Source organism: Paenibacillus alkalitolerans (assembly GCF_016482785.1).
Classification (GTDB): domain Bacteria; phylum Bacillota; class Bacilli; order Paenibacillales; family YIM-B00363; genus Paenibacillus_AE; species Paenibacillus_AE alkalitolerans.
The window spans coordinates 191,680-217,602 of the sequence record NZ_JAEMXM010000006.1; the positions used below are offsets into that span (position 1 = coordinate 191,680).

The 25,923-nt window shown below is 49.4% G+C and carries 29 protein-coding genes and 1 other annotated feature; of the genes, 3 read left to right on the forward strand and 26 right to left on the reverse strand.

From position 1 onward, the window contains the following. Positions 1 to 41: 41 nt before the first annotated feature. The 3 genes from JET16_RS12430 to JET16_RS12440 all read right to left on the reverse strand — a co-directional run bounded on the left by JET16_RS12430 (position 42) and on the right by JET16_RS12440 (position 2,273). A complete protein-coding gene (locus tag JET16_RS12430) occupies positions 42 to 665 on the reverse strand; it encodes a GyrI-like domain-containing protein (protein ID WP_233531451.1) in 624 nt (207 codons plus the stop codon). A gap of 608 nt (positions 666 to 1,273) precedes the next feature. Continuing rightward, positions 1,274 to 1,528: a hypothetical protein gene (locus JET16_RS12435; RefSeq protein WP_199616316.1), complete on the reverse strand. Its 255-nt coding sequence runs from the start codon at positions 1,526 to 1,528 to the stop codon at positions 1,274 to 1,276. Further along, entirely contained in the window at positions 1,518 to 2,273 is a 756-nt protein-coding gene (locus JET16_RS12440; protein WP_199616317.1) for an MBL fold metallo-hydrolase, read from the reverse strand. Before JET16_RS12440 ends, JET16_RS12435 begins: the two co-directional genes overlap by 11 nt. Positions 2,274 to 2,396: 123 nt before the next feature. Between JET16_RS12440 and JET16_RS12445 the strand changes: the two genes are divergently transcribed. Then, positions 2,397 to 2,810 (forward strand): Lrp/AsnC family transcriptional regulator, encoded by a 414-nt coding sequence (locus JET16_RS12445; RefSeq protein WP_199616318.1) that lies wholly within the window; start codon positions 2,397 to 2,399, stop codon positions 2,808 to 2,810. Positions 2,811 to 2,898: 88 nt separating this feature from the next. Here JET16_RS12445 and JET16_RS12450 read toward each other — a convergent pair whose 3' ends face one another. The 5 genes from JET16_RS12450 to JET16_RS12470 form a co-directional block, all read right to left on the reverse strand. Further along, entirely contained in the window at positions 2,899 to 3,042 is a 144-nt protein-coding gene (locus JET16_RS12450) for a hypothetical protein (protein WP_199616319.1), read from the reverse strand. A 107-nt stretch (positions 3,043 to 3,149) separates the two neighbouring features. Next, positions 3,150 to 3,743, reverse strand: a complete 594-nt coding sequence (locus JET16_RS12455; RefSeq protein ID WP_233531456.1) for a phosphotransferase — start codon at positions 3,741 to 3,743, stop codon at positions 3,150 to 3,152. Positions 3,744 to 4,147: 404 nt separating this feature from the next. Beyond that, positions 4,148 to 4,696 (reverse strand): GNAT family N-acetyltransferase, encoded by a 549-nt coding sequence (locus JET16_RS12460; RefSeq protein WP_199616320.1) that lies wholly within the window; start codon positions 4,694 to 4,696, stop codon positions 4,148 to 4,150. 23 nt (positions 4,697 to 4,719) lie between these two features. Then, the gene (locus tag JET16_RS12465; protein WP_199616322.1) at positions 4,720 to 5,529 is read right to left on the reverse strand and encodes a GNAT family N-acetyltransferase; all 810 of its coding nucleotides are present in this window, start codon (positions 5,527 to 5,529) and stop codon (positions 4,720 to 4,722) included. A 46-nt stretch (positions 5,530 to 5,575) separates the two neighbouring features. Beyond that, positions 5,576 to 5,813 (reverse strand) — a binding site (T-box leader). A gap of 133 nt (positions 5,814 to 5,946) precedes the next feature. Next, positions 5,947 to 6,867, reverse strand: a complete 921-nt coding sequence (locus JET16_RS12470; RefSeq protein WP_199616324.1) for an AraC family transcriptional regulator — start codon at positions 6,865 to 6,867, stop codon at positions 5,947 to 5,949. A gap of 259 nt (positions 6,868 to 7,126) precedes the next feature. Here JET16_RS12470 and JET16_RS12475 point away from each other — a divergent pair, with 259 nt between their 5' ends. Continuing rightward, entirely contained in the window at positions 7,127 to 7,381 is a 255-nt protein-coding gene (locus JET16_RS12475; RefSeq protein WP_199616469.1) for an Atu4866 domain-containing protein, read from the forward strand. Between the two features lie 65 nt (positions 7,382 to 7,446). Then, positions 7,447 to 8,184 carry an SDR family oxidoreductase gene (locus JET16_RS12480; protein ID WP_199616325.1) on the forward strand — a complete coding sequence of 246 codons (738 nt, stop codon included), beginning with the start codon at positions 7,447 to 7,449 and terminating at the stop codon, positions 8,182 to 8,184. Between the two features lie 265 nt (positions 8,185 to 8,449). Here the strand turns inward: JET16_RS12480 and JET16_RS12485 are convergent, their stop codons facing one another. The 18 genes from JET16_RS12485 to JET16_RS12570 form a co-directional block, all read right to left on the reverse strand. Then, entirely contained in the window at positions 8,450 to 8,989 is a 540-nt protein-coding gene (locus JET16_RS12485; RefSeq protein WP_199616326.1) for a VOC family protein, read from the reverse strand. Positions 8,990 to 9,895: 906 nt separating this feature from the next. Further along, positions 9,896 to 10,498 carry an MFS transporter gene (locus JET16_RS12490; protein ID WP_199616327.1) on the reverse strand — a complete coding sequence of 201 codons (603 nt, stop codon included), beginning with the start codon at positions 10,496 to 10,498 and terminating at the stop codon, positions 9,896 to 9,898. Next, positions 10,450 to 11,466, reverse strand: coding sequence for a sugar phosphate isomerase/epimerase family protein (locus tag JET16_RS12495; protein WP_199616328.1), 1,017 nt, complete (start codon positions 11,464 to 11,466; stop codon positions 10,450 to 10,452). The genes JET16_RS12490 and JET16_RS12495 overlap by 49 nt, the downstream gene beginning before the upstream one ends. A gap of 16 nt (positions 11,467 to 11,482) precedes the next feature. Continuing rightward, the gene (locus JET16_RS12500; RefSeq protein WP_199616329.1) at positions 11,483 to 12,676 is read right to left on the reverse strand and encodes an alpha-D-ribose 1-methylphosphonate 5-triphosphate diphosphatase; all 1,194 of its coding nucleotides are present in this window, start codon (positions 12,674 to 12,676) and stop codon (positions 11,483 to 11,485) included. Positions 12,677 to 12,699: 23 nt separating this feature from the next. Then, complete coding sequence (locus JET16_RS12505) at positions 12,700 to 13,413, reverse strand: phosphonate C-P lyase system protein PhnL (RefSeq protein WP_199616330.1); 714 nt, start codon at positions 13,411 to 13,413, stop codon at positions 12,700 to 12,702. Between the two features lie 45 nt (positions 13,414 to 13,458). Continuing rightward, positions 13,459 to 14,304: an ATP-binding cassette domain-containing protein gene (locus JET16_RS12510; protein WP_199616332.1), complete on the reverse strand. Its 846-nt coding sequence runs from the start codon at positions 14,302 to 14,304 to the stop codon at positions 13,459 to 13,461. Next, positions 14,301 to 15,173, reverse strand: coding sequence for an alpha-D-ribose 1-methylphosphonate 5-phosphate C-P-lyase PhnJ (locus JET16_RS12515; protein ID WP_199616334.1), 873 nt, complete (start codon positions 15,171 to 15,173; stop codon positions 14,301 to 14,303). Before JET16_RS12515 ends, JET16_RS12510 begins: the two co-directional genes overlap by 4 nt. Then, on the reverse strand, positions 15,136 to 16,323 hold the full coding sequence (locus tag JET16_RS12520; RefSeq protein ID WP_199616335.1) for a carbon-phosphorus lyase complex subunit PhnI: 1,188 nt from the start codon (positions 16,321 to 16,323) through the stop codon (positions 15,136 to 15,138). The genes JET16_RS12515 and JET16_RS12520 overlap by 38 nt, the downstream gene beginning before the upstream one ends. Continuing rightward, positions 16,323 to 16,931 (reverse strand): phosphonate C-P lyase system protein PhnH, encoded by a 609-nt coding sequence (gene phnH, locus JET16_RS12525; RefSeq protein ID WP_199616336.1) that lies wholly within the window; start codon positions 16,929 to 16,931, stop codon positions 16,323 to 16,325. Before phnH ends, JET16_RS12520 begins: the two co-directional genes overlap by 1 nt. Next, positions 16,915 to 17,355, reverse strand: coding sequence for a phosphonate C-P lyase system protein PhnG (phnG, locus tag JET16_RS12530; protein ID WP_199616337.1), 441 nt, complete (start codon positions 17,353 to 17,355; stop codon positions 16,915 to 16,917). Before phnG ends, phnH begins: the two co-directional genes overlap by 17 nt. A gap of 2 nt (positions 17,356 to 17,357) precedes the next feature. Continuing rightward, positions 17,358 to 18,212 (reverse strand): phosphonate ABC transporter, permease protein PhnE, encoded by an 855-nt coding sequence (gene phnE, locus JET16_RS12535; RefSeq protein WP_199616338.1) that lies wholly within the window; start codon positions 18,210 to 18,212, stop codon positions 17,358 to 17,360. Next, complete coding sequence (phnE, locus tag JET16_RS12540) at positions 18,209 to 19,036, reverse strand: phosphonate ABC transporter, permease protein PhnE (protein ID WP_233531458.1); 828 nt, start codon at positions 19,034 to 19,036, stop codon at positions 18,209 to 18,211. The genes phnE (JET16_RS12535) and phnE (JET16_RS12540) overlap by 4 nt, the downstream gene beginning before the upstream one ends. Continuing rightward, the gene (phnC, locus tag JET16_RS12545) at positions 19,033 to 19,776 is read right to left on the reverse strand and encodes a phosphonate ABC transporter ATP-binding protein (protein ID WP_199616339.1); all 744 of its coding nucleotides are present in this window, start codon (positions 19,774 to 19,776) and stop codon (positions 19,033 to 19,035) included. The genes phnE (JET16_RS12540) and phnC overlap by 4 nt, the downstream gene beginning before the upstream one ends. Positions 19,777 to 19,815: 39 nt before the next feature. Beyond that, entirely contained in the window at positions 19,816 to 20,769 is a 954-nt protein-coding gene (phnD, locus tag JET16_RS12550; protein WP_233531460.1) for a phosphonate ABC transporter substrate-binding protein, read from the reverse strand. Between the two features lie 36 nt (positions 20,770 to 20,805). Then, positions 20,806 to 21,540 carry a phosphonate metabolism transcriptional regulator PhnF gene (gene phnF, locus JET16_RS12555; RefSeq protein ID WP_199616341.1) on the reverse strand — a complete coding sequence of 245 codons (735 nt, stop codon included), beginning with the start codon at positions 21,538 to 21,540 and terminating at the stop codon, positions 20,806 to 20,808. A gap of 431 nt (positions 21,541 to 21,971) precedes the next feature. Then, positions 21,972 to 22,904, reverse strand: coding sequence for an aromatic acid exporter family protein (locus tag JET16_RS12560; protein WP_199616343.1), 933 nt, complete (start codon positions 22,902 to 22,904; stop codon positions 21,972 to 21,974). Between the two features lie 476 nt (positions 22,905 to 23,380). Further along, complete coding sequence (locus tag JET16_RS12565; protein WP_199616345.1) at positions 23,381 to 24,235, reverse strand: sugar phosphate isomerase/epimerase family protein; 855 nt, start codon at positions 24,233 to 24,235, stop codon at positions 23,381 to 23,383. After that, positions 24,235 to 25,920, reverse strand: coding sequence for an extracellular solute-binding protein (locus tag JET16_RS12570; protein ID WP_199616348.1), 1,686 nt, complete (start codon positions 25,918 to 25,920; stop codon positions 24,235 to 24,237). The genes JET16_RS12565 and JET16_RS12570 overlap by 1 nt, the downstream gene beginning before the upstream one ends. Between the last annotated feature and the right edge of the window lie 3 nt (positions 25,921 to 25,923).

Consider the following 25,923-nt stretch of genomic DNA (forward strand, 5'->3'; position numbering starts at 1 on the left):
ATCCGTTAGCGGAGCGTTAGTCGAATTCAAATATCCGAAAATCAGGGTTTGTTTACAGGGAATCTTAACACCGTTTTCAACTTTGACGGTTCAGTCTTACGGGGATCCGACAAATAAATTTCCCGATGAATTTTGCTTGAACGGATAAATCCATGTTCAGTACAAAATGCTTCCATTCGTGCAAAACTTTCCGGCTCATTGTCAAAGCTTCCAATATGCATCATTTGACAGCTCAATCCATCTTCCACATGCTCGAACCGAACTTTCTCAAGGAACGGATTTTGTTTTTTCTTTTTCGTCTGTTCCAAAAATCGCTCGAACCTTTCTTCAGTCAAAAAATCGGGTTGGCGTATCATTATCGTATACTTAAAATTGTTTTTGTCTGTCGCGGGTTTTGACCGATCAAGCAAGTCCCATTCGCCCTCAAGTGGAAAAACCGTATATTCATAATATCCAACGGGTACATCTTCACTTTTGTAGGACATTCGCACCGCATAACTCATGCTGTACAAAGCTTCTGTTGCCTTGGCGAATTCCTCGCCATTAGGGTCCCCAGATCCACTGACCATAAAAAATGGCATCCTCGGCACCACCACAATTTCCGGCACCGTTTTTGGCATATAGAGTTGCTTATAATCTTTTTTATAATCTACCTTTTTGCTCAAAGCAGGTATCTCCTTGATTGAATATATATATAAGCCGATATTTCCTCTGCGTCAACTTCATGATGTCATTTAGTGTCATCATTCACCTATGATCATTTTATAATATACGCCAACCAGAATAGATTTTCCTTTATTTAGTATGTAAAAAGCAGTTTCTTGCCCAAGAATTGCCCCCTTGAATTACTTGGGAATTGCGATAAACTGCCCGATAGTTCAGCAGGCTGCCGTTGATGTTGGCAGCCTGCTCATGAAGCTCTTGTTTCCGTTAGTGTATTATTAAGGTTAGCGCAATCCTACCGCCTGCCTTGATTATTATAGGATATTGCTCCACCTTCAATGAGTGCTTTAAATCCGCCATTATAGTAGGGCATTAATTGGTCTGCCTCATCAATATCCACCCACTCAGAAGCAAGTACGATGAACCCGACAAAGCTTAATGACTCTTGTCCCGAGGGGATACTAGCAGGACAAGACCGCCTAATCCGGGGAGCAGACCGTGCCTGCTCGGACGGTTGCGGAACAATCTCCAATCGAAAGTGCTGTCCATATTGGTATGGTGGATACTAGCAAGCCGGTAATGGCCGAGGATAAATATTGGGCGCCGCCAATCACCATCCCTTGACCTCCGGCGATAAGCAGAACTCCGACGAGCGCTGCGTTCGCTCTTTGCTTGTCCGTTCGACGGACTTGAGTCGATGCTCGCGACAAGCGTGCCACAGCAGTAATGTCGCACCGCAGATGACGAAGCGGAAACCGGTCAAGTACGGAGGAATTACAGTGATGACTTTTAAGGCAAGAAAGACCGAGCCCCAAAGCAGCCATAACGAGACGAGCGCCGCAGCAAAGCGCCTTTTAGCATTCAATCGTGTCGCCATCGTCAGGTACGATGATTCGAGCAGCAAGCCCTTTCGCTTCAACGAAATTTTTGAGCTCGCGTCTGGATAAGAAGCAATGATTGACAGCCTCCATATGGGACACAATAATCGTAGCTTGCGGCGCCGCCAATTGCGTCCGCACAATGTCTTCCTTGCCCATCGTGATAGGGTCGCCTTGCAGGAATTGCGCGGCGCCGCCGTTTACGACGATGATATCGGGACGATTCTCGCGGATCGCTTCATCGACCTCGTCGCACCATATCGTATCGCCGGCGATATATAATGTCTTCTCGTCGGGATGACGGAAGACAATGCCTGATACCTGGCCCATCAATCGTCCGATCTCGTCTGTGCCGTGTCGGCCTCTTGTCCGGGTCAATTGAACATCGCCCACATGGGGTACCCGCTCTATCGGTTGTACGTTGCGAAAACCGTCCGTCCGGACCGTCTCGGCATCCTCGTCCGACTGCACAATGATACTTGCATCCTTGGGCAGCGCGCTGATCGCAGCAGTGTCGAAGTGGTCGGGGTGCAGATGAGTGACGATGACCGCATCGGCCCGAATTAACTCCTCCACCGCAACCGGCAATTCGACTGTCGGATTGTTAACTTGATTGGCCGTATTAGGCACGGGTGGATAGTCTCCCTTCGCTCCTAAATACGGATCGATCAAAAAATGTACGCCACCGTACTCCAGTGCTATGGTGGCATTTCGTATTTGTGATATCTTCATGATGTCGCATCCCTCCCTTTCATTATCCTCACAGTTAGGATAATATTTTAGCCAAGGGCGCGTACATAACAATTTTCAAGAATTTCGGCCCTATGACTTGAATGTTGAAAGAGGTTGTTATGGGTGCTGGACGATACTGATAAACGAATAATAGAAGAGCTTTCCAAGGACGGTCGGATAACGATGAAGAAGCTGGGAGAGAAGGTGCATCTGAGCGGACAAGCGACAGCCAACCGGGTATTGAAGTTGGAGGAAGACGGTGTCATTGAAGGCTACACCGTTCAGGTGAATCATTCCAAAGCGGGCTACACCGTCCATGCGTTTATTACCATTTTTACGAAGAGCTACGATCATCAGCCGTTCTTGTCGTTTGTAGAACGTCAGCGCCCGTTGGTGGCGAACAATTACAAAATTAGCGGAGAGGGCTGCTACCTGATGGAGTGCAGATTCCCGTCTAATAAGGAACTGGATCGCTTCCTCGTCGAGTTAAATCACTACACCAACTACAAGTTGTCCGTTGTCATTAGCAAAAGCTGAAAGCTTGTGAAAATCGGGAACGTCACACAGGTGGAGTGCTTCATTGTCGCTGCGGTCAGACGCGGTACTAGCGACAAGTTAACTAAAACTACCGGGTGACCGTGTCGATCGTCACCGACTCCGACGGCAGGCTTGTCCGCACCCGGGTCGACTCCTGCCGAATGACGCTCATGATAAGGCTGGCTCTCGGTTCCATCCTCATAAGAAACGGTGAGATATAACCCGTTGTCATAACAAAACTCGATTTCCTTGATTTGTCGCTTATGACAAACCGCTTGAATGGATTGACTGTGCAGATGGAATCGGCCCTTGGTTCGCTTTTGTATCTTAAAATGCTTTTCATTCCCAAAATGGTGTACCTGTAAATAAAAAGTCTTCCCCATTTGCATACCTGCCAAATTCACGAGACGCAGACTTTTGCACATCCGTCGGTAGCCAGTTGTTCGCGTCAAGCAGACCGAGAGCGTTCATCATCACTATTAGCCGTAAAGCAATAAATAATCCTTCTAATTGTGCCACATAATCATTCGGTAGCGGAAAGTGCTTTCCATACCAATCAATGTATTGCTGTCTGGCATTGGGGTGAATAAAAAAAAATGTGATGGCCAAGTCAGTGAGAAAAAAACCGAATCCACATGCGCCAAAGTCAATGGGATTTGCAACCCCATCTACAAACACGATATTGGGAGGAACGATATCACCGTGCAATACGCCCCAAGTCATCTTATTTTTAGGGAGTGTGTCGAACAGGGCTATCGCTCTCTCCCCAGCGACACTTAATATATGAACATCATGTTCATCTAAAACTCCTTCCCATACCCGCTGTTTGAGCATGTCCAGAGCGAGCCGTATGCGTGCACTATTAATCGTTGGACGGACAAAAGATGAAGGGGGCTGCCACTTACTGGCATGATGGTGCAAAGCTGCGGTCATTTCAGCGGATCGTGGCGGTCGGCCGCCTCAAAGATGTTTATTCCGCTCTCGTATCCGTCAAACGTATCGGAGAACCCACTCTTTTATTTGAGATGCAACAATGGTTACATCAGTATCCGTTGTATCAATAGTAGGCATAGGTGGGTTATAGTCCTTATCGGCAATTTCAAGCAATCTCTTTGCAAAGTTTTTGTGGTCTTGAATCATTTCATCTGACCAATTTCTTCCACGTAAGCGTTTCTCACGAGTTTCTTCATCACAGTGTAGGTTTAGGTAATACACATGCTTATCTGCGTAGTTCCTTGACGACAATTTTAACTATTCTCCCGTTAGCGGAGAAGGCCACCGATCCATGCACTCGACAACCTTGCCTTTGTGTTTATTGAGCTCTTGTACCCGTTTGCTTAATAAGCTTCTTTTAAATAATCTGATTTTACCATTCCGTAAAACACTAAATCTTCGTAGATCCCCCACTTCAATACATGCTGAGGCAAAGTGCCTTCTTCTTTCATACCGATTTTTCTCATTACTTTATATGACCCAGGATTTTTTGTCATTGAAGCGGCAAAAAAGCGATTTAAGTCTAAATTTTCAAATCCAAATTGAACGATCCTGCGAGCAGCCTCTGTTGCAAATCCTTGTCCCCAAAACGGTTGACCTACCCAGTAAGCAAGTTCAGCACGTTTATGCTTTTGAGATACTCCCATGCTCATATTGCCAATCAATGATCCATCTTCTTTTTTTATCATGGCAAAGGCATAATTGTCCCCTTTTTCTGAGGATTGACGAACTTTTTCAATCCATTGTTCCGCTGCCCCATCTGGGTAAGGATGAGGAATTGCTAAAGTTGTACGTGCTACTTCTTCATTACCAGCTAGTTGTTGAACCATTTTTGCGTCAGATAGCTCAAAAAACCGAAGCAATAAACGAGTTGTTTCAAATTGAAGCGCCATGTTTTGACCTCCATTTAAAGTCATCATGAAAATCTGATGTCAGCGATTTTACCGGCTTCCACAAAACCTATGTTTTTGTAGATCTTATTTGAATTCGGATTTTTTAAATCTGCATACAACATTGGAACCAAGCCATTTTGGCCTAATATCAAACATAATTCAACTACTAATGCACTTGCATACCCCTTCTTACGTAAAAATAGTGGGGTAAATACAGCATTTATTCGTCCGTGTCTTGGAGATCGATGCGCAATATTAGCCATCGAGACAGGAACCCCATCTACTAACCACAGATATAAATTACCTGTTTCAACAGCATTCTCTGCAGCTGATCTTTTACTTGTCCGATCAACTGAGACTCCATATGCTCCTTCAGAAAATCCAGCCATAAACTGAGCGACTGTCTCAACGTCCTGTTTCATGGCTTGATGTACCTCTCCTCTAACATTCAATGGCTTATTGACTTTAGGACAAAAATAAGATTCCATTGTCATGTAAGTCTGATACTTAAGATGTTTTACCTTTGAGTATTCCTCTGCAAAGTTTTCTACCGTATGAGGCTCCCCGGATACTCCAGGTAAAGTATGGTCTTTTAAATGTTCGACTAACTGCAGAATCATGAATTTCTTTTGATCACTGGTTACATCCCTTGAAATCCATAACCAGCCATTGTGTCCTTGTGATTGAGCAAAGATCATTCTCCCATCAGGTGTTTTGAGACATGTTGAACTTTCTGATTCTGTAATACGATGTACCAAATTGTACTGAACTTCATCACTCATGAACTGACGCTGTCCTAAAGCAATATCGTTCTGAACAAGGTTTTCAAACATACTTTCCCTCCTCAAATAAGTGTCTGAACGCAAAAAACTCCGTCCCACTTGGGACGGAGTTGCTCCGCGTTACCACCCTGGTTGGTGTAGAAAAAATACACCCTCCTTTGCCATCATCCATCAATGATGCTCCTTTGTAACGGTAGGATTCCGGGTCCGCTTACTTTAGTTTCGGAGACCTGCTCTGAGGTGATTTTTCGAATCCCGTTACTGACTGCTTCGCACCGATCAGCAGCTCTCTGTACAGTACACTGAGATCTAATTGTCCTCTTCGTAGCATTTTCACATAAATTTTCCTCCAGTCTATAATTTTTAGAATTTTCCGTCAAGAGTTAACTGTGAATAATTGTCACTAAAGTACCCGTTAGTTCAATCCGTCCTGGTAACCGATATTGAGTTACTCCTTGTTCCTTGCACCTATGAAACGGACTCCCCGGTAAGCAGCGCATCACGAAAACGCCGGATGTCTCGGACCGGGGGCAGACCAAACATACGGGCATATTCGCGACTAAAATGTGAGGGACTTTCGTAGCCGACTTGAAACGCAGCCTCGGCCGCTTCTATCGTTTCGGTGAGGAGCAGCCGGCGCGCCTCTTGCAGCCTGATCTGTTTTTGGTATTGTATCGGGCTCAATCCCGTTACTTCCTTGAAGTAATTATACAAGGACGAGGCACTCATGCGAGCCTCCTTTGCTAATTCATCAACATGCAGAGGCAATGCGAAGTCGCGGTTAAGCCGCTCAATCACCTTTGCGATCCGCTGTGCATGGCTGCCGATTAATCCAAACTGCTTAAGGGCAGCATTTTGTTCATCCTGAAGAACCCGGTAAATGATCTCGCGGATTGCATAAGGCGCAAGCACCGGAATGTCTTGCGGCGCCTCCAGCAACTTGACAAGTCGCAGCACGGCATCGTGAAGCGTGCCGTTCATTCGGCTTATCACCAGGCCGCGTCCGGATTCGCGTTTGGTTCTTACGGCGTGTTCGGATGCTTGAATGACATCGAGAATCTGGTTCATATCAAATTTTAATTGAAGGCTTAAATACGGCGCCTCCTGCGAAGCCTCCACGACTTGCCCTGTAATCGGCAAATGCACGGATGCTGTTAGATAGCTGTCTGGATCGTACTGGTAACTCTCTTGCCCCATCATGACAACCTTTGAGCCCTGCGAGACGATACAAAGAGAGGGCTCATAGACGGAATAGACCGGTTCGGATATCCGGGACGCGCGAATAAAGCGCAAGGCGGGAATCGCCGTCTCATGTATACCGTCCTGTTTCGCGAATCGCTCAATCACCTGCACCAATTCTCCCCTCCGCTTTACGGACCTTTCATCCATTCTTCTCGCCTCCCAGTTTTTCGATCTCATTACCTTAACAATATGATCTTTTGGAGGATTAGGCAATAGCAGCGTATCATCCGGCTACCGTCTTGCCTTCGAGCGGCGCCATAATTGATTTGTATCTAGCGGTCAGTCTGGAGGTGACGACATGCCAATCAAAATCCTGCTTCTTGTCATACTGCTTAGCACCATGACACTGCAGTCCTGTCAAGATGAGCCGTTAATCCGAGATTCGAACGCGAAAGGAGAAGGTAAGATGAACAACAGAAACGAAGATCCGCATCCCTATGTCGGCATGTGGGTGACGAAAGATGGTTATATCCGGCATGAGCTGCTGCCGAACGGTCGATACGACGAAGCACGCGGCAATCGCAAGAGCGCCTATCAGGGCTATTATACTATCGAAGGCGATCATATCGAATATGTGGATGACACGGGGTTCACGGCCGACGGCGATTTTCGGGACGGGGTACTCTACCATGCGGGCATGGTGCTCTATCGGGAAGAGTAGCGGCGCGGCAACTTTTTACTGTGTATCAATGGAGTCTGTTATGTGAAAAAAAAAGGAGATGTACAATGTCTGCTATTAACGGAAAAGTTGTTGTCATTACGGGAGCAAGCAGCGGGATAGGTGAAGCGACGGCGCGGTTACTCGCAAGCCAAGGCGCTCATGTCGTCATTGGCGCCAGACGCTTGGAGAGACTGGAAGCTCTGGCATCCGCCATTCGTGCAGAAGGCGGTTCGGCGGAGTATCAACAGTTGGACGTGACGGTACTTGATCAGATGGAGGCGATCATCCGCTTGGCGCAGGGCAGGTTTGGACGTCTCGATGTAGTACTAAGCAATGCTGGCGTGATGCCGCTCTCGCCCTTGGAAGCCTTGAAGATCGATGAATGGAACCGCATGATCGACGTCAATATCCGCGGTGTTCTACATGGCATTGCCGCTGGGCTTCCCCTCATGAAAGAACAAGGATTCGGCCACTTTATCAACGTGGCTTCCATCGGTGCCTATGCGGTGTCTCCGACAGCGGCGGTATACTGCGCTACCAAATACGCCGTTCGAGCGATCACCGAAGGTTTGCGGCAAGAGGCTGGGCGCGATATCCGCGTGACGCTCGTTTCGCCGGGCGTGACAGAGTCCGAGCTCGCTGAAAGCATCACTGACGACAAGGCTAGGCAACTGATGAAAGAGTATCGGCGTGATGCTATTCCGGCGTCCGCCATAGCCCGTGCGATAGCTTATGCCATTGAGCAGCCGGCCGACGTCGATGTGAATGAACTCGTTGTCAGACCTACGGCTCAGCTGGCTTGAGGCGTACGAACGTTAGGAATATATTTCATATTCATTGAGTTACTTTTATTGATACCATCTAGTGAAAATGATCAATGAACAAAGGCAGCCGGCCAGATTGAGGAATGACCGGCTGCCTTTGTGTCAGCTTACATCGATTGAAACCAAGGAAAACTTAGTAATAAAATACCCGTGGAGACTACGTTATCCTGCGGCCGCCCGATTAATTTTCGCGGCGACCTCATGTGTGTTTTCTGCGCTATTGTACCCGATAGCGTAACGAAACTCACTGTGCATCGTTTTCCTTTTCATGTACAAACCCATGAATGCGAATTTGATTGCCTTCCAAATCCCATAAATAAAATTCATGATATATCCATGCTGGATTTTCTATTTCCCCGACTTTAACTCCTTTTTCAATCAAGTAACGGTGCGTCTGAAAGATGTCGTCACTCTGAAAGTCGAGCATAACACTTCTCGGCAGTTCATTTTTCTCATCCCCCATAAACAAGTCGCTTAGTGCCAGCCTCGTATTTTCATTAATTGGAAAGAAGTAGGCGAGTCCAATATTGTCTGAGGACTCAATTCCGAATATGTCCGAATACCATTCCACTGCTTTCGGTAAGTCTTTAACATACTGCCAAAGTGTTACTTTTCCGTTAATTGGTGAATTGGCGGTCAAAATATCGGTTTGAGTCACGTTTGTCTCCTCCTGATTTATAGAGTTTAGCTCACTATGTATTACCTTTAACGCATTAGGGACATTTTTCGGCCTGTACCCATCAAAATTCTTTCCATCATTTATTTTTTTTGCACTTTGATTCAAGAACTCACCTCCTATACAGGAAAGTATACCATCCATTAAAACGCCCCATATATGTCTTTTTTTATCAAATTCTACTGCCCGTTAGCAGAGCGAGACGACCGGAGCTTCAATAACCTGTTCGTATTCATATATGGGGTTTATTGCTTTACCAGCTTCTACATCTTCCTCAATATAATGATTGACAACTCTCGTGGTATGATGACGAATTTCTGCTGTAAAGCCATTTCCGCGCCAATACTAAAAATAGTCCTCTTCAATCAATGCTCTTTCAATGTACTCAAGAAATAGTATGACATCAATCTCAAAAGGCATCTCTATTTCTAAAAACGAATCAACGACTCCTAGGTACTGTATAAACAAGATTGTAGTCGCCGGAATAGTTTGCTGATCCCTTGTATTACAAAAAAACAAAGCTTGCCGACTAATGGCAAGCTTTTGATTCTAAATAAAGCTTATGGCAAACATATGTGTCAGTCCAAGTCATTGGCGATGATAATTTTGCCTAAATACCTGTTATTTCGGGCAATCTTATGACTCAAGAGCTGGCAACATTATGGAAAAAGTCACAAAAGAAGTAACCTGAGTGACGGACAGAGCGGGAGAACGAAAGCTTAGAAGAGAACTGGTTGAAAGAGTTGAGTGCCTATGAAAATCGCCCTTGACCGGCTAATCCGGAAGCACCAAAACCCCGTTACGGATTCGTTTGACGAAACGGTTCACCGATGTTCACATCCTTGTTCCAATTGAACGGGGGCCGGACCGATCACAGAACCGAACAGCACAAGGTCCTTCTGCATACGGGATTCTACCAGCAGACTTAATGTTGATGTAAACACGCCTTGATGTACGGCCGCAAAGAAAATACCGCTTATACAAATTGCCAACAGTCCCCGGTTCCATTTCCTTCTAAGACTTTGTTTTACGCCGTGCGGAAAATCGGAGACTGAGGCGGAAACGGCAATATGAGGCAAGCTTCGGAAATGAAACGGAAGAACAACCAGCATGACGAGACCAAGTGTAACCGATATCGTTCGAAATCCGAACGCTTCCGCCAAAATGCTGCCGCCCAACATTCCGAACATGCTGCCGAGCCGGAACCAGCCGTTGTATCCCGATCCACTTTCCGCGGTTTGACGATTCGGTCAACTCCGAAATTGCAAGCATCCCGCCAAGCCGGAACAAAGCCCAAGCGATACCCCACAAGCCTCGAAGCACAAGCCAAACGGCGAATCCGTTTACGAATCCGTACCCGATCGTGGCTCCGACAGCCAATATACAAGCAATAAGCAGCGACGCTCTGATTTGCAGCTTCCGAATTAATAAGGCTGTCAAAGGCCCGAGCGGCAGACGAACCAGCCGATTGAACGCCAACACCGCACCGACCTGCCATAAGGAATCCAATCCGGCCTCCCGGTAATGAAGCGGCAACACGATATACAGCATTGAATCGCCGATTAAACTTACTGCCGTCGCCAAGGAGATGACTCGAACCGAGCGGCCGGTCTGCATAGGTTACTTCCTGTCAACGAAACCGACGGCGTTCCGAAGCTTCCGCCTGAGTGCCTCTGCGTGCGATTAAGCAGCGTATGCCATTGAGGCTCGTACATTTCCCGGATTTCATGCACCATATACCCGTCAACCGCGCCGCCAAGCCACCGGGCGATTTCCGTCATCGGGACCGCCCCGTCTCCGATCGGCATATGCATGTCGCCGCGGCCCAGCGTATATAACTCATATTGATTTTTTTCGGTGGAAAAACACGGTCTTCCAAAATTATCGTGAACGTGCAAATGAACGACATACGGACGTATCGCATCGACTTCCGCCTGCAGATCGAGTTGATACATGTTCGACGCCAAGAAGGCATGCCCCGTGTCGAGCGTAATCCCGACGTTCGGATGGTTGATATGTCGCACTTGCTCCGCTAACACGCTGGGAATAACGGAATAGCAATAATCCGGACAATCCAGGTACGGCCGCATATTCTCCATTCCGATCCGTACGTTTAACCCGGTTGCCATTTCCCCTGCGTACTGCAGAAAAGAACGCTCTTCCGATAACAGCAGCTGCTTCTCTCTATCGTTATATAACGGCCACTGATCTTTATATAAAAAATGCTCCTCGCCTATGTACCGTCCTACATGATAAACCATCGTCGCCGCTTCCAACGCGCCGGATATCTCCAACGACGCAATGAAGCATTTGCGGTCGATTTCACGATCTGCGGAACGGAACAAGTTAATGTCGAACGGAGCGTGGGTCGTATACCGCAGCGAATATTGTTTCAAAACCTCGGCGTATGCGTTCAGGCGATGCCCGTCGATCTCGCCGTTGCGGATGATTTTCATACCTTGGATCGGCAGCTCGACGCTATCGAAACCGATTTCCTCGGCTTTCTCCAGTTTTTTCTTAAGAAGCTCGATATTGCCCACCGATTCGTTGGAGACGAGACTGATTCCTATCCCTCTGGATTGCATGCATACCACTCCTTCGTTAGTAAGCGGAAACAGCGTCAAATTGTTGGTACAGCATTTGGCAGACCGTTCTCCCACCGACCCAAACCCGGTCGATGACCGGTTGATCCCCATGGAGACCGACCATTAGCAAATCCGCCGATTTACCCGGTTCGACGGAACCGGTATGGCTGTCGATGCCGAGCGCCTTTGCAGGATTCAAAGTCACCATATTCACAGCCCAGTTCAGGTCATATCCGAGGCGGTGAAGCAGAAACACGGACTGAAGCATGGAAGGGGGGTAATAATCGGAGCAAAAAATATCGACGACGCCTTCCCTTACCGCTTCAAGAGCGGAAAGATTGTTGCTGTGGGATTTCCCCATCATTACGTTGGGAGCCCCCATAACAACGTGCATTCCGCGCCGTTTCGCTTCGACCGCCACGATCAAATCGACGGGAAATTCACTAATGGAAGCATTCCATTCACTCACGACATCCAGCTTCTCAATCGAATCGTCATCATGCGACGCAAGCGGAATGCCGTACCGGGCGGCAAGCTCGGACAGCATTAGAAGCTCGTCGAAGCTCGTCTTCGGTCTGCTCTTGCGTTCTTCAAAGATTTGCAGCACTTCATCCTCCGTCTTGTTTTGCCGCTCCATCACGAACCGTTTATGCACTTCAATATCGCGGTATTGCCCTTGTCCGGGCGTATGGTCCATGAAGGAGAGTTGATTGATCGCCTTGTCCCGCAGCAGCTGCTCGATGAACGGAACCGCGTTCCGGTTCGTAATTTCGAACCGGATGTGGATCCGGTTCCGGATGAGCCGCGGCTGCGTATTCATCCGGTGAATATCTTTAACGAATTGCATCACGCTCGAATTGCGGCGGGCGGCGTTCGACGCTCCGTCATCCCACATGCTCAATGAATGGTAGATCGTTGTTATTCCTTGCGCCGCAAGCTTTCGCTCCAATTCCACGAACGACCACTCAATAGGGAAGCGGCTTGCCGGTCGAGGCTGCATCTCATGTTCTATGGCATCGCTGTGCGTATCTATGATCCCGGGTATGATCCAGTAACCGGATGCATCCACATCGTTCGCTCCCCGCTGGACGTTTCCCGCTCGCGACACTTCCGTAATAACGCCATTATCAATGACAACCGTTCCGTTCTCGATTACGCCGCCAGGGGTCACAATTTTCCCGCCGTATATTTTCCATGTACCGTCCGGCATTCGCATTTCCCCCTCTCTCGATCTTAAAAGTTTGCGCTTGCGACGGTCTCCCGCTTCCATTCGCTCATGTCGAAAATATGATCCGCGATTTTGCCCATGACATCCCAATCGTGGAACACGCCGATCATCGTCGTTCCGTCTTCTTTCATCTCGCGCAATACCGTTAGGACGATCTCCTTCGACCTATCGTCGAGAGAGGCGGTGGGCTCATCCAATATGAGCAGTCTCGGCCGCGAGACGAACGCCCTTGCAAGATTCACGCGCTGCTGTTCGCCTCCGGAGAACGTGGCGGGGAACGCATCCCAAAGCTCTTTCGGAATCCGCAGCCTTGAGAGCATCTCCCTTGCTTTCGCGCGCGCTTCATCCATGCCGCAGCCTGTCGGTAGAAGCCGTTCGGCGATCACGTCTTGAGCGGACACTCTTGGAATTACTTTCAAGAACTGCGTCACATAACTAATCTCGTTTCGGCGAAGATGGATCAACCGGCGATCGTCCGTTTGCGCCAAATCTATGCGTCCGTAGAGCTCGGAGTCGTACAAGATGCTTCCGCTTGTCGGGAGATAACTGCGGTAGACGCATTTCAGAATGGAGGATTTGCCGATACCGCTCGGACCGGCGATGCCCATGAAGCAGCCTTTCGGGACATGGAAGGAGATATTATAGAAGGGATTCACTATCATCCGTTCGGTTAACGACAGCTCAAACGTTTTTGCTAAATTTTTGACGGTCAGCACCATCCTCGCCTCTTTCCCGTTTCATTATTTCCGTATCCTGAAGCGCCGTCACAGCAAGGAGTGCACCAGCAATTGAGAATAAGCGTTCTGCGGATCCTCGAGAATTTGATCTGTCAGCCCTTGCTCCACGATGGTGCCGTGCCGCATGACGATCGTCCGGTCCGCAAGCATGCGGATCACGCCTAAATCGTGAGACACGACGATCATTGCCACTTGCAATTCCCTTTGGATGCCGCGAATGAGGTCCAGCACTTTCGCTTGGACGGACAGGTCGAGACCGGTGGTCACTTCATCCAGTAACAGAATCGGCGGATTGTTCGCCAGCGCTTTCGAAATTTGCACCCGCTGCTGCATGCCTCCGCTGAACTGTTTCGGCGGCTCGTCCATCCTTGGAACCGGAATTTCTACTCGGCTCAACAGGTCGGAAGCGCGTTCGCGTATGCGTCCGACGTGGAAATGCCCGGCTGCAAACAGCTTTTCCGCTATATTTCCGCTTGAAGAGTACGACATTCTTAATCCCAGGTACGGATTTTGATACACCATGCCCATCAGATGATTGCGTATGTACCGTTTCTGCTGCGAAGATTCTTCGAAGACGTTCGTTTGGCCGTCCTTGTAAGTGGAAATAGTCATAGAACCGGAGGTAACTTCTTGGTCAAAGTAGAGGCACTTCACCAACGTGCTTTTGCCGGAACCGCTCTCTCCGACAACTCCCAAAATTTCGCCTGGATAAAGGTGGAAATCCAACGACCGGCAAGCCCATATCGTTTCGCAATACGTACAGCGCGAAGATGCGTCGCCGCTTTCCGGATGTTCGCATTGCCGGCAGCCGGGTCCGAACCGCTTGGTTAACCCGCTCACTTCAAGCAATTTCTGTTCCGAGTGCAACGTCATGCGGGTTCCCCCTTTTCCGATCCGGCCATCTTCTTGCAGTACCCCGTATCCGAGCATTGATACAACTGCCGGCCGGTCGCCTCGTCCGTCACTTCATCCAGGAACGTATGCGTGCTTCCGCAGCGGCGGCATGACTTGCCTGCAAACGATTCCCTCTTGAAGCGGTAATCTTCGAACTGCAGCGGGAGAACGTTCGTGTAAGGCGGAACGGCGTATATTTTCTTCTCCCTCCCGGCTCCGAATAAAGTCAAATGCTCCGCCCGGTGCAGCTTCTCGTTGTCCCAACGCGGAATCGGGCTCGGCGCCATGATGTACCGGTTGTGCACCGTCACGGGATAATCCGCGCCTAACGTTATGTCCCCCCACTTGACGATCCCTTCGTATAACGTCAGCCACATGGCGCTGTAATCCATCTCGGCATGTTGGCGTCTTGTCGCCTGCTCTCTTCGCTCGACCTTGCGCAGCGGCTCCGGTTGGGGAACCTGCAGCACGAGAATTTGTCCCTGCGCAAGCCGTTCCTCCGGAACCCTGTGACGGGATTGAATGACGCTCGCTTCCGCCGTATCTTCGGTTGTGGATATACCGCTTGTCTCTTCTATCAGACGGCGTATGCTGACGGCATTGACGCTGTCGTCATTGCCTTGGTCGATCACTTTCACCACATCGCTCTTGCCGATTAACGAAAGTGTCAGCTGCAGTCCGCCTGTGCCCCATCCCCGGCCGATGGGCAGCTCGCGCGATGCGAACGGCACTTGATACCCGGGAATCGCGACCGCTTTGAGAGACTTTCTGCGAATTTCCCGCTTCGAGCCTTCATCGAGAAACGCGAAATTATATGCCGCTGGTTTGAAGCTCGGACGCGTTCGCATTATATTGCCCCTCCTTCTTCTTCATCTCGAATCTTGATTGCGTGTCGCGTATTCGGTCCAATGCGGACTGGAACGTAATATAGTGCGGCAGCTTCAAGTGGGAGACGAAGCCGGCAGATTCGACGCTGTCGATATGAATAAGCACGAATTCTTCATCTTGAGCGGGCGCCAGGCCGCTTGTTTCAAGGCTGCGTTCAAGAATAGCCATGGCAATGGCCTTCAGCTCGTTCTGCCCGAAACAAAGACCGTAGCCGAGAAGAAATTGAACTTCTCCCGACTCTTTGTCCTGGGTGAACGAGTTAATCGATTCCACTTCCGTCAACAGAACCTCGCCGATGTAAATTCCTTCTGCGTCATCCGCTCCTTCTTCCAAGGGATACGGAATATGCACCGGAGCATACCCTACCCGAAGCTCTCCGATCGTCGGATGCACTGCGCCGTAACCGCGCATGCTGCTGTAGGCGAGCGCGGTCATCGCTCCGGTTTCCCCGCGGGAAAGCGTCTGCAGCCGTGCCGAACGGGGGGCGGGAAAGTTTAGCTTTTGCCGGGTAATATCGAACGGTTCGGCTTCGCCGGCGAATTCCGGCTTCCTCATCAATCCTTGTTCCCGCAGCAAATCCGCCACTTTGGCAAAGGTTAGCGAAACATGTTCTTCTACGCCGGAATGAGCCGTGTCCGTCGGCGCTTTCGCAGCAGCTTCCCCCAGAAAACGCTCCATAAAGCCGCGAATTTCATCCTCATTCTCCTCCTTGAGCGAAAATTTTAACAGCCGGTGCGTATAATCGACGGTCGGCCCGAGAAGCTGACCGCCGGGAATGTCCCTGAACGACGATGAAATGCGTCGAATAATCCGCATGTCCGAAGGTTCGACCGTTAAAGAGTAATGATTGCGCGGAAGCGTCGACCGGTATGCGCGAATAAGAAACGCCGCTTCCGATGGATCGCCTTCGGCCTGCTTTAATGCAAGCGCCGCGTATGCCGGAGCGTACATGCCCCCTTCGCTTAATATCCGGTCGACCAACAGCCGCATCTGCTTTTCAATCGCTTCCACCGGCAGTTCGACATTCGCGCCCTTCAACCGGTAATATTGCGTCAGTTGTTCGGCTTGGGCGATCGCCTCTTGCCCGCCCGTAACTGCTACGTATGCCATTACCGGTCAACCTCCTTGATTTTCGCGGTACGCGGAAGTGCGATGATGTCACCCTTCCCGGTAAACAGGAAAAGATCGATCCCGACCGGGTACTCCGCGTTCATTTTCTCCCGCTCCGCCAACCATTCCGGCGAAAGTCCGGAAATAATACAGTCCTTCTCCGTTTCGATTCCCGGTCCGCTCAATGTCAGCCTTCTTCCTCTTGCCGTTTCATCGCCCAGCGTCTCTACTTTGATAAAGAGCGTCGCGCCTAAATCGGGGGCTTCATGAGTTCCGCACTTTACATCCGCCGACAGCGCAATTATTTCTTCGGCGGACATATCGCCGTCCGCAAATACATAATCCGCTTTATTCAACGGTACCGCCGGGCTGAACGTCATGCGCCGGACATAATCAGACAACTCGGAGCTATCCTTCATCCGAACCGCATGACCGACTTCCCCGTCAAGCAAAGTAAGCGCAATTCCGGCAGCGGCTGGGCAAAAGCCGGCCGCAGACGCCGGATTCAAATTCAGGATGGCGGTCCGGATGTCCCGAACCGTTCCGGGATAAGCGATCGAATCCAAGAGCGCACGGTAGATGAACTGCGTTTCATGAACGCTTTCCATAAGATTCCTCCATCGTGTCGAAATTCACCTTCGTTCTCATAACCATGCTTTGCTTTTTCCGAAGCCTTGCGGCAATACGCTCTTCTTCTTGAAGCAATTCGGAAATCCACCCTTCGGTTGCCGGCAGCTTTGCATTCATTGCGGCGTCAACGACAGCCAGTTCATACGCTTTCTCCGCATCCTCGCCGATCAATGCGCCGAAACCGTGCGTTCCCTCTACGGCCACCGTGCACTCCGTAATAAGGACCTCCCCGATAAAGAACGGCTGCTGCGACACGGAATCTCTAGCTTTGCTCATCACAAGCGATTTCTCGGGAGCCCTTACAATGGAAACCGGATAACGGCTCTCGATTTCTCCGCATAGCTTTCGCAGCAGCTCCCGGTCACCTTCAATCAACACACGCGTGATTTGCGATCTGTTCAAATTCAAACCTTCCTTCGAATATGGATTTTCAAGCGATTGCTGAAAAACTCCACCGTGAACACCATAGCGAAGATGACCAATGCCACAAAGAATGCGGTATCGAATTCGTAAGCGCGCATCGCATTCGCAATTTCCCATCCGATGCCTCCCGCTCCGACGACCCCGAGGATGGACGACTCGCCGATGTCCACCTCCAGACGAAACACGCTCCATGCGAGAAACGAAGTGACCACACACGGCAGCACGCCTTGAAGCATGATTTGCAGCCACCCGGCTCCGGTGGCGCGCATCGCCTCAAGCACCCCTTCGTCGATCTCTTCGATCGATTGGGAAAACACTTTGATCAACATGCCCGCGGCATGCGTAAAGATGGCCAGAACGCCCGGCAGAGGCCCCATCCCGACGGCAACGATAAATATTAACGCCCATACCAAAGTGGGAATCGTTCGCAGAAACGACGCAAGGCCTTTAAACAACCATGCCGTACGAGGCGAGACGTTCTCCGCGGCAAGAAATGACAATATAAAAGCGAAAATAACGGCAAGCACGGTACCGACGATCGCAATTTGCAGCGATTCCAATGCGGCGGCCAGCACATGCTTCCATTCCGACGCGTTCGGAGGGAACATGTAGGAGAAAGACTGTATGAATTTCAACGTCCCGGCGAACAACAAGCTGTAATCGAAATTCAACTGGTAAAGACTGAATGCGAAGAAGAGGGCGCCGATCACGGCGGCCGCAACCAATACGGGATCCCGCTTCGGTTTGTCGGGCCATTGTCCGGCTTCGGCGTCCCTTGCGTTCAGATTGACGCCGCCGGCGCTATTCCGGCCGGCCTGAACCCATTCCGGACTCATATGATCCTCTCCCTTAATTTGCTTGTAATAAACTCGGTCATCAGGACCAGAACCATTACCATGATGATGGCCAAGCTCACCTCTTTGAATTGAAACAGCTTCAACCCTTTCTGAATGGCGAATCCGAGACCGCCGCCGCCGACCATTCCGATTAACGTCGAAGCCCGCACGTTTAATTCGAGCTTATACAACGACCATCCGATAAACCCGGGCATAAATTGCGGAAACACCGCTTGGCCGAGAATCTGAGTGTAAGACGCTCCCGTAGCCTTAAGCGCTTCCACTTGACCGATATCGATCTCTTCGAGAATTTCGGCGTATGCTCTTGTAAGCGTCCCGATGGCGGTAATAATGAGCGCCAGCGTGCCTACTAAAGTACCCAGCCCATACGCGGCAACAAGCAAAATGCCCCAAATTAAAGTCGGGATATTGCGAAGCACCGAGCACAATGCGCGAACCGCCACTTGCACCGAACGGAACGGACTCGTTGTCGCCGCGGCAAAGAAGGCAAGCACCATCGACAAAAGCGCTCCGACCACCATCGCCACAAAGCTGATATAGATCGTATCCAGAGCGGGACCGATCAATTGATTGAACCGGGAAAAATCAGGAGGCAGAAAATCGATGAATATAAACCGGAAAATTTCTTCGACCCCTGTAAACACGTCAACAAAGGAAAAATCGGTTTCCCACGCGGACCATGCCGTAATCGCAACGATTGCGATCACGATCATCCACGTCTGCCGTTTCTTCTGCCGAAGCAGCTCTTCGAGACGGTCTTCCGAACGGGTGCGCATGTCTTGAACGTTCCGCATTGCTCTCATCGTTGATACACCATCTCGATCACTTCATCGGTCAATTGCTCCGGAGGGCCGTCAAATACGACGGTTCCTTTGTGAATGCCTACAATTCGGGTGGCATATTTTTTGGCGACTTCGACTTGATGGAGATTCACAAGACAAGTAATGCCGTCTTCCGTGCAAATCGTGTACAAATGCTGCATGATCGATTCCGACGTGACCGGATCCAGGCTGGCGATCGGTTCGTCGGCCAATATAAGAGACGGTTTCTGGGAAAGCGCGCGGGCGATGCCGACTCTTTGCTGCTGGCCGCCGCTTAATTCATCGGCACGCTTGTAGGTTTGCTGCTGCAAGCCGAGACGCGCCAAAATTTGCTTCGCTTCCTCCATGTCCTTCTTCGAATACATCCCCAATGCCCCGATGACAGGGTTCATGTAGCCGAGACGACCGTGAAGCACATTCCGAAGAACGGTAACTCTTTGAATAAGATTAAAGCTTTGGAAAATCATGCCCACTTCGCGTCTTAATCTGCGAATATTTCCGCTTCCGGCTTTCGTGGCGTCGATACCGTTGAACACTACTACACCTTCAGTCGGCTCGACCAGCCGGTTGATGCAGCGAAGCAGGGTGCTTTTCCCTGCTCCGCTCGGTCCGATCACCGCGATGAATTCTCCGCGGTTCACGCTAAAATCAATCCCTTTCAACGCCGCGGTGCCGTCCGAATACACCTTCTTAAGATTGCGTATTTCGAGTATGGTTGACATAATAGACTTCACAACTTCCTTTCGTAATTTGTAACGTCCTTATTTCAACAACTCTTCGGGGCTCATATTCAACGCCTTGGCCGTATCCCGCACAACTTGATAGTCGTTATCCTCTACCGGAAAATACTGCTGCGTCCCTTCTTTGAAAAATTCAGAGTTTTGCTTGTGATATTCGAAGATAAACGCTTTGATCTCTTCCACCAAATCCGCCGGCAGATCGCTGCGGTAAGTGAGCGGGCTGCTCGGAATCGGGTCGGACTTGGCGATCACTTTGAAATCATCCTGTTTGATCAGCCCGGCGTCCACGACGCGCTGCACGCAACTGTCGCAAACGCCCGCACCGTCCGCAGTACCTTTGGCGATGGCCAATATCGATTTGTCATGACCGCCCGAGAAGGATACGTTGGAGAAATAGGTTTCCACTTCATCATTCGTAATTCCAAGCGTTTCGATAATTTTCGCCCGGGGGAACAAGTGTCCGGATGTGGACGCCGGATCCGCGAACAGGAACGTCTTGCCCTTCAAATCCTCGATCTTTTCCGCAGATGAATCCTTCGGCACAACGACCAAACTGTGATAATACGCGGCTTCCTTGCTTGTGGCCTTTACGGCGAGCGGCAACGCCCCGCTTCGTTCGTTGGCGATAATGTAAGAGAACGGCCCGAACGAAGCGATGTCGATTTTCTTCGTGCGCATTGCTTCAATGACCGCGGTATAGTCGTCGCCGACGAACAATTCGGTTTTAATGCCGAGGGCCGCCCCCAAATCGTCGACAAACTTTTGGTTGCCGCGCGACATCTTCCCTTCTTCCTCGCCCGGCAGGACGCCTAGACGAAGCACTTCGGGCCAGTCCGCTTTCGGATCTTCGGCCGCTTGCGCCGCGCTGGTTGTCGCCTCTTTCGTGCTGTTTGCAGTCATCTGAGTACCGCCGCCGCATGCCGTTATTACGACTAAACTCAAAACCATGAACAATCCCAAAACATGTTTCATCATGAAAAAACATCCCCCTATAAGGTTTATTGGAACTGATTAAAAATGAATGGACACCCGGCACAAATCTCCGCGATATTTAGCGGACGTGTACTCTACGAGCCGATTCCGTTTGTCTCTCATCAAGCTTTCAATATGCAGCAAATTTTGGTTCGGCGGGATTTGCAAATAACTCGCTTCAATCGCGTTAGGATACGTCGCTTGAAAAGTGGACCACATTCTTTCCAATCGCACGCCGTATTCGTGTTCCAAGACCGCATATAACGAATGCATCGGTTCGAGATATTGCAGCAGACCGGGGAAAATATCGACGGGCAGCCAAGTTACGTTCCAAGTGAGCGGAATCCGGTTGGCGTACCGAAGAATTTCCAATCGATAGACGAACGCGGTTTCCTGCAGCTGCAATGATTGCTTAATGTTATCCGGCGGGAGCATGACCTCCTTTCGCAGCAATTTCGCTTCAGGATTACAGCCTAACTGCTTCATAACCTCCGAAAACCGCATGGAAGCTGTGATCGTATATTGGATGTCGAGCGGTTTTTCACAAACGTAATGTCCTTTGCCTTGATGGGAGCGGATCACGCCGGTATTGACCAGCAAATCAATAGCTTGTCTTATGGTATAGCGGTTTTCGTGGAATCTTCTGCACAATTGGGCTTCCGAAGGAATTTTGTCCCCGACACGATATTTTCCGCTTTCAATTTCCCCCTGCAAGATGTCGGCAATTTCGATGAATTTCGGTATCGGATCGGCATTTTCCAATCTCTGGTACACAACTTTTCAACCTCCCGCTTGTACCGGCTTCTAAACAGAACGTAACTTGTCGACATCAGAGGATTGTCAACGCGAAGTGAACTTTCTATTAAAATTGTTAATATTTCAAAAAAAGAAGTCTCCCGACGGGGTCGAGAGACTGGAAAGGTTATTTATTCGGTTCGTATGCAAGAACGAAGTTAAGGAGTCTTTAAGCATTTGTGAAGAAGTCCGTTTCGGCTCCCCCATACCCCTTCCAAACTTCGTTCGCTCGCTCTCCCGCTCACTCAGGAATCCTTTTTCGAGCGACCGGTTGCATGTCTTAGTATCCCTGGACCTTCATATCTACCACCTGAATGAATGGGAGAGTGAGCGAACACTTTGGAAAGATTAGAGTGACCCCGCCGCTTTGACCATAAAAAGAATCTAGTGCCCCCGGCCGTCAGCCAACCTTAATACTTCTGGATAAAGCTTTCCAGCTCGTTGGCAAGGTTGAACAAATTCGCTCTATTTTCGAACTCGGCCCGATTTTCCGGCATCGGCAGCTGTTTGTGATATTCTCTTATTCTCTTAAGCTTCTCAATATAAGCGCCGGTGCCGGTGTCGGACAGCCGATGAATATTCCCGCTTATATCTTCCATAAACTCACCGATCCTCACGCCCTGCTCCAGCTTCGCATCGATCCGGGACACGATGGGGAGCATCCGTTCCAATACTTGAAATTGCTGCTGCTTCAGTTCGAAATAATAAAAAAACGGATTATCTTTCCGCGTCAAATTGTTCTCCACTTCCAGAATGGCCAAATTTCTCGCTTTTTTCAACAAATCCGATAGAGTCAGCATCTCCTTCCCGTCCCAAAGACCGTACCCTTCTTTCAAATACTTCGCGAGCTCATTCAAAACAACGGCCATATTACTGTCGATTTCTTGTTTGTACCGATTGATCTGCTTGTCTATTCCCGGCATATATAAATTGACGAGCAGCGCAATGCCTAGACCTATAAAGATAATCGCCGATTCGTTAATAAAAAATTGTATATTCACCGCTTCGTGCATATACGTATGCGTCATAATAACGGAGCTGCTCGCAATACCGCCTTGGATTTTATACTTCACGCAAATCGGAATGAATATCAAATACATAAGCAAAAATACCATCGCATGATAGCCGATGAAGCTGAATAACACGCTGGATAGCGCGAGGCCGATCAAACAAGCGTACAACCGGTCCAAGATGGCCGCGATCGATTCCTTACGAGTTTTCTGTATACACAGCAAAGTTAATATCCCAGCCGACGGGAAATATGATAATCCAAGCGATTGCGCTATCAAAATGGATACACTCACCCCGAAAGCCGTCTTGATCGTCCGAAATCCAATTTTCATAGCCAATCCCCCGATGTATTTTTATCACCCATTATATATGTCATGTTACTTTACGTAAATTGAGTGTATACTAATATGTTTGATTGTTTTGTGTCATTTTTTTTAACATTTAAATAACAACATTATGGATCAGCAAAAGAAGAACGGGAACCCTGATAAAGGAATCCCGTTCTTGAGAAGCTGAGCCGTATACAATCTATCATTTATGGCAATGTTTTGTTCATATCTCGTTGCCCCGTTGCCTATTTTCCCAGCATTTAAACTATCGATCGACGGTTATGGAGAATCTATGTTCATAACCTGCAGTCGGGAGAACACGATTTCAACATAGTTTTGCCATAAACTAAATTCCACAGCTGATTACCGCGAAAAAAGAGCAGCGAAGCAACAACTTATGAACAACATATTGCCATATTCAAGCAATAAGAAGCCCGGAAGTTCGCATCACCGCGAACACCGGGCTTCGTGCTTGACCGCTAGATCTGTTTGTATCGTTCCACCAGCTCGCGGAACCTCTCGGCTCGCAGGAAACATTCCGCCAGATACGCGGTTTCGTCCTCCAACCCGCTGCGGCGCAGCACGGATTCAAGCGTAATGCCGCCTTCATATCCGGATTTCGCGATCAAGCGGGCGATGCCGTCCCAGTCCACCGTTCCGGTAAACGGCACCCAGTGCAAGTCTCCGGTTCCGTCGTTATCCGTTAAGTGCACACTCAGCAGACGGTCGAGAAACATGTCCAAAAATCCGATGCTTTCCTCATGCCCTTGAAAGGCGCAGTTAGCATGCCCGGAATCGTAGCACAGCCCGAGGAAGTCCTTGTCATAGCGCTCAAACAACATGGTGAACTGTCGGACCTCAAGATCAAAATTCGTCTGCACCAAATTTTCGACGGCGATCTTGACGCCCTTCTTATGACAGTAAGGCTGAAGCTCGTCAAACGATGCAAACACTTGAGCAAACAGGCGATCCCAGCTTGGAGAATTCCGGAAAGCGACAGGAACCGGCATGTGCAGTACGATGACGCCGGCGCCGCAGTGCGCGGCCAGATCGATCCGGTTTTTGATCAAGTCGACCCCGGCTCTTCGCCTGTACTCGTCAAACGACATGTAATCTTTTCGGTCGCCTTTGCTGGCATGAACATCGTGCATGATCAAACCGTAGCGGGCAAGCCACCCGGCTATCTGTTCCATCTCCGATTCCGAATACATGTAGTCGCTATTCCAATCGTGGATCCACTGTATGCCGGAAAACCCCGCTTCCTTAATGCGCTTCAGAACGGAATCGGCATTGCCCGTATCGCTAATATAACTGGTGTTAAGAGCTATTTTCATTACTCGCCCGCCTTGAAGCGATCATACGCCGCTTGGTAAATTTTCATCATATTTTCCAAGCCCATTCGGTTCATCGTATTCACATATTCATCCCACTCGTTCTCGACGTTGCCCTGCATAATCCAAGATGCATGCTTCTTCTTGACATAAGCGTCGATGTCGGTGAAATACTTCATTCTCTCTTCATTTTCTTCTTCGGTAAAAAATAACGAAGGATAAATGTTCTCCACCAAATACGGTTGATACAGCTCATCGATATCTTTCTTCGTCAATGCGCCCGGTCCGCCCTCCACGCGAATTCTTTTCGCTTGTATTTCCTTTGTTCGTATAAAGACGGATTTCGAAGCCGGAGCCGTGGAATGTCTGAATTCGTTGGAGGTCATGCCTTCCGGAGCGGGAGTATTCTCAATGGTTCCGTCCGGATTCACCTTCAAATTGATCCCAACCGGACCTTCCACGGCCTGCAAACCGATCATCGGATCATAACTGTAATCGATCCAGCGCATCGTAATTTCCGGATACTTGTTGGCGGAAGTGATCGCGAATGCGCCTTTGCTCAACACTCCCGACGGGTATCGGTTCCAAAGCCGATGCCCTTCCGGCCCCTTTAACGGATGGAGCAGAACAAAATCATGCGGGTCCGATCCGAATACGTCAAGCGTATCCCATCCGCTGAACGCCCCGACGATGTTATCCTTGCTTTTAATCTTCGAGAAATACACGTTCTTGTCATGGGTAAGACTCTCCACGTCGATTAATCCTTCTTTGAAAAGCCGGTGAAAATATTGCAAGGCTTCCTTATACTCCGGCTGCACGGCGGAAAATACGGCCTTGTCTCCCCGCATGACGATATGATCCGGCGTATCCGTCAATCCGAACGACCCGAAGAAGGAGTAAATCCCGTAATTTTGATGGTGATGGAACGTGAACGGAATTTCGTCGGGCTTGCCGTTTCCGTTCATATCGTTTTCTTTGAACGCTTTCAACGTCTCGTAGAATTGTTCCGTCGTCTCCGGAATCGGCAGCTTCAATTGATCCAGCCACTTCTTGTTGATAAACAAAGCGTCGCGGGAATCAGGGTATTCCTCGTCGATCGTGGGCAGGGCGTAAATATGTCCGTCCGGGGCCGTGATCTCCTTCTTGAACTGCGGATTTTTCTCGAATATAGCCGTTAAGTTCGGCGCATATTGTTCGATCAATTGCTCCAGCGGAACGAACATTCCCTGCGTTCCGTATCTTAAAACCTCGTCGGTGCTCAGGATGTGATGCCCGTAAAATGCATCCGGCAATTCTCCACTGGCGAACAACAGATTTTTCTTCTCATTCCAGCTCGAATCCGGGTTCATGCTCCATTCGATATGTACATTCGTCTCTTTCTCAACCATTTCGAAGAACGGCAATCCGTCAAAATCTTTCGAAACCGATCCTTTGGCCGCGGCAAAGCGCAGGGTGATTTTCTCGTCAACGATCGGGTACCCCGTCGGATGAAATCCGCTTTCCTCCGCCGGCTTCGCTTCTTTATCCGGTTCGGTATTCTCATTATTGCTCGTTTCTCCGGCGGTCCCGTTCGGCGCTTCACCGGAGGTGCCGCACGCAGATAACATCAAAGTAAGCAATAGAATCAGTACAAGTACAACGTTCCGTCGGTTTCCCATCGACATATCCGTCACCTTCACCTCTATCATTTG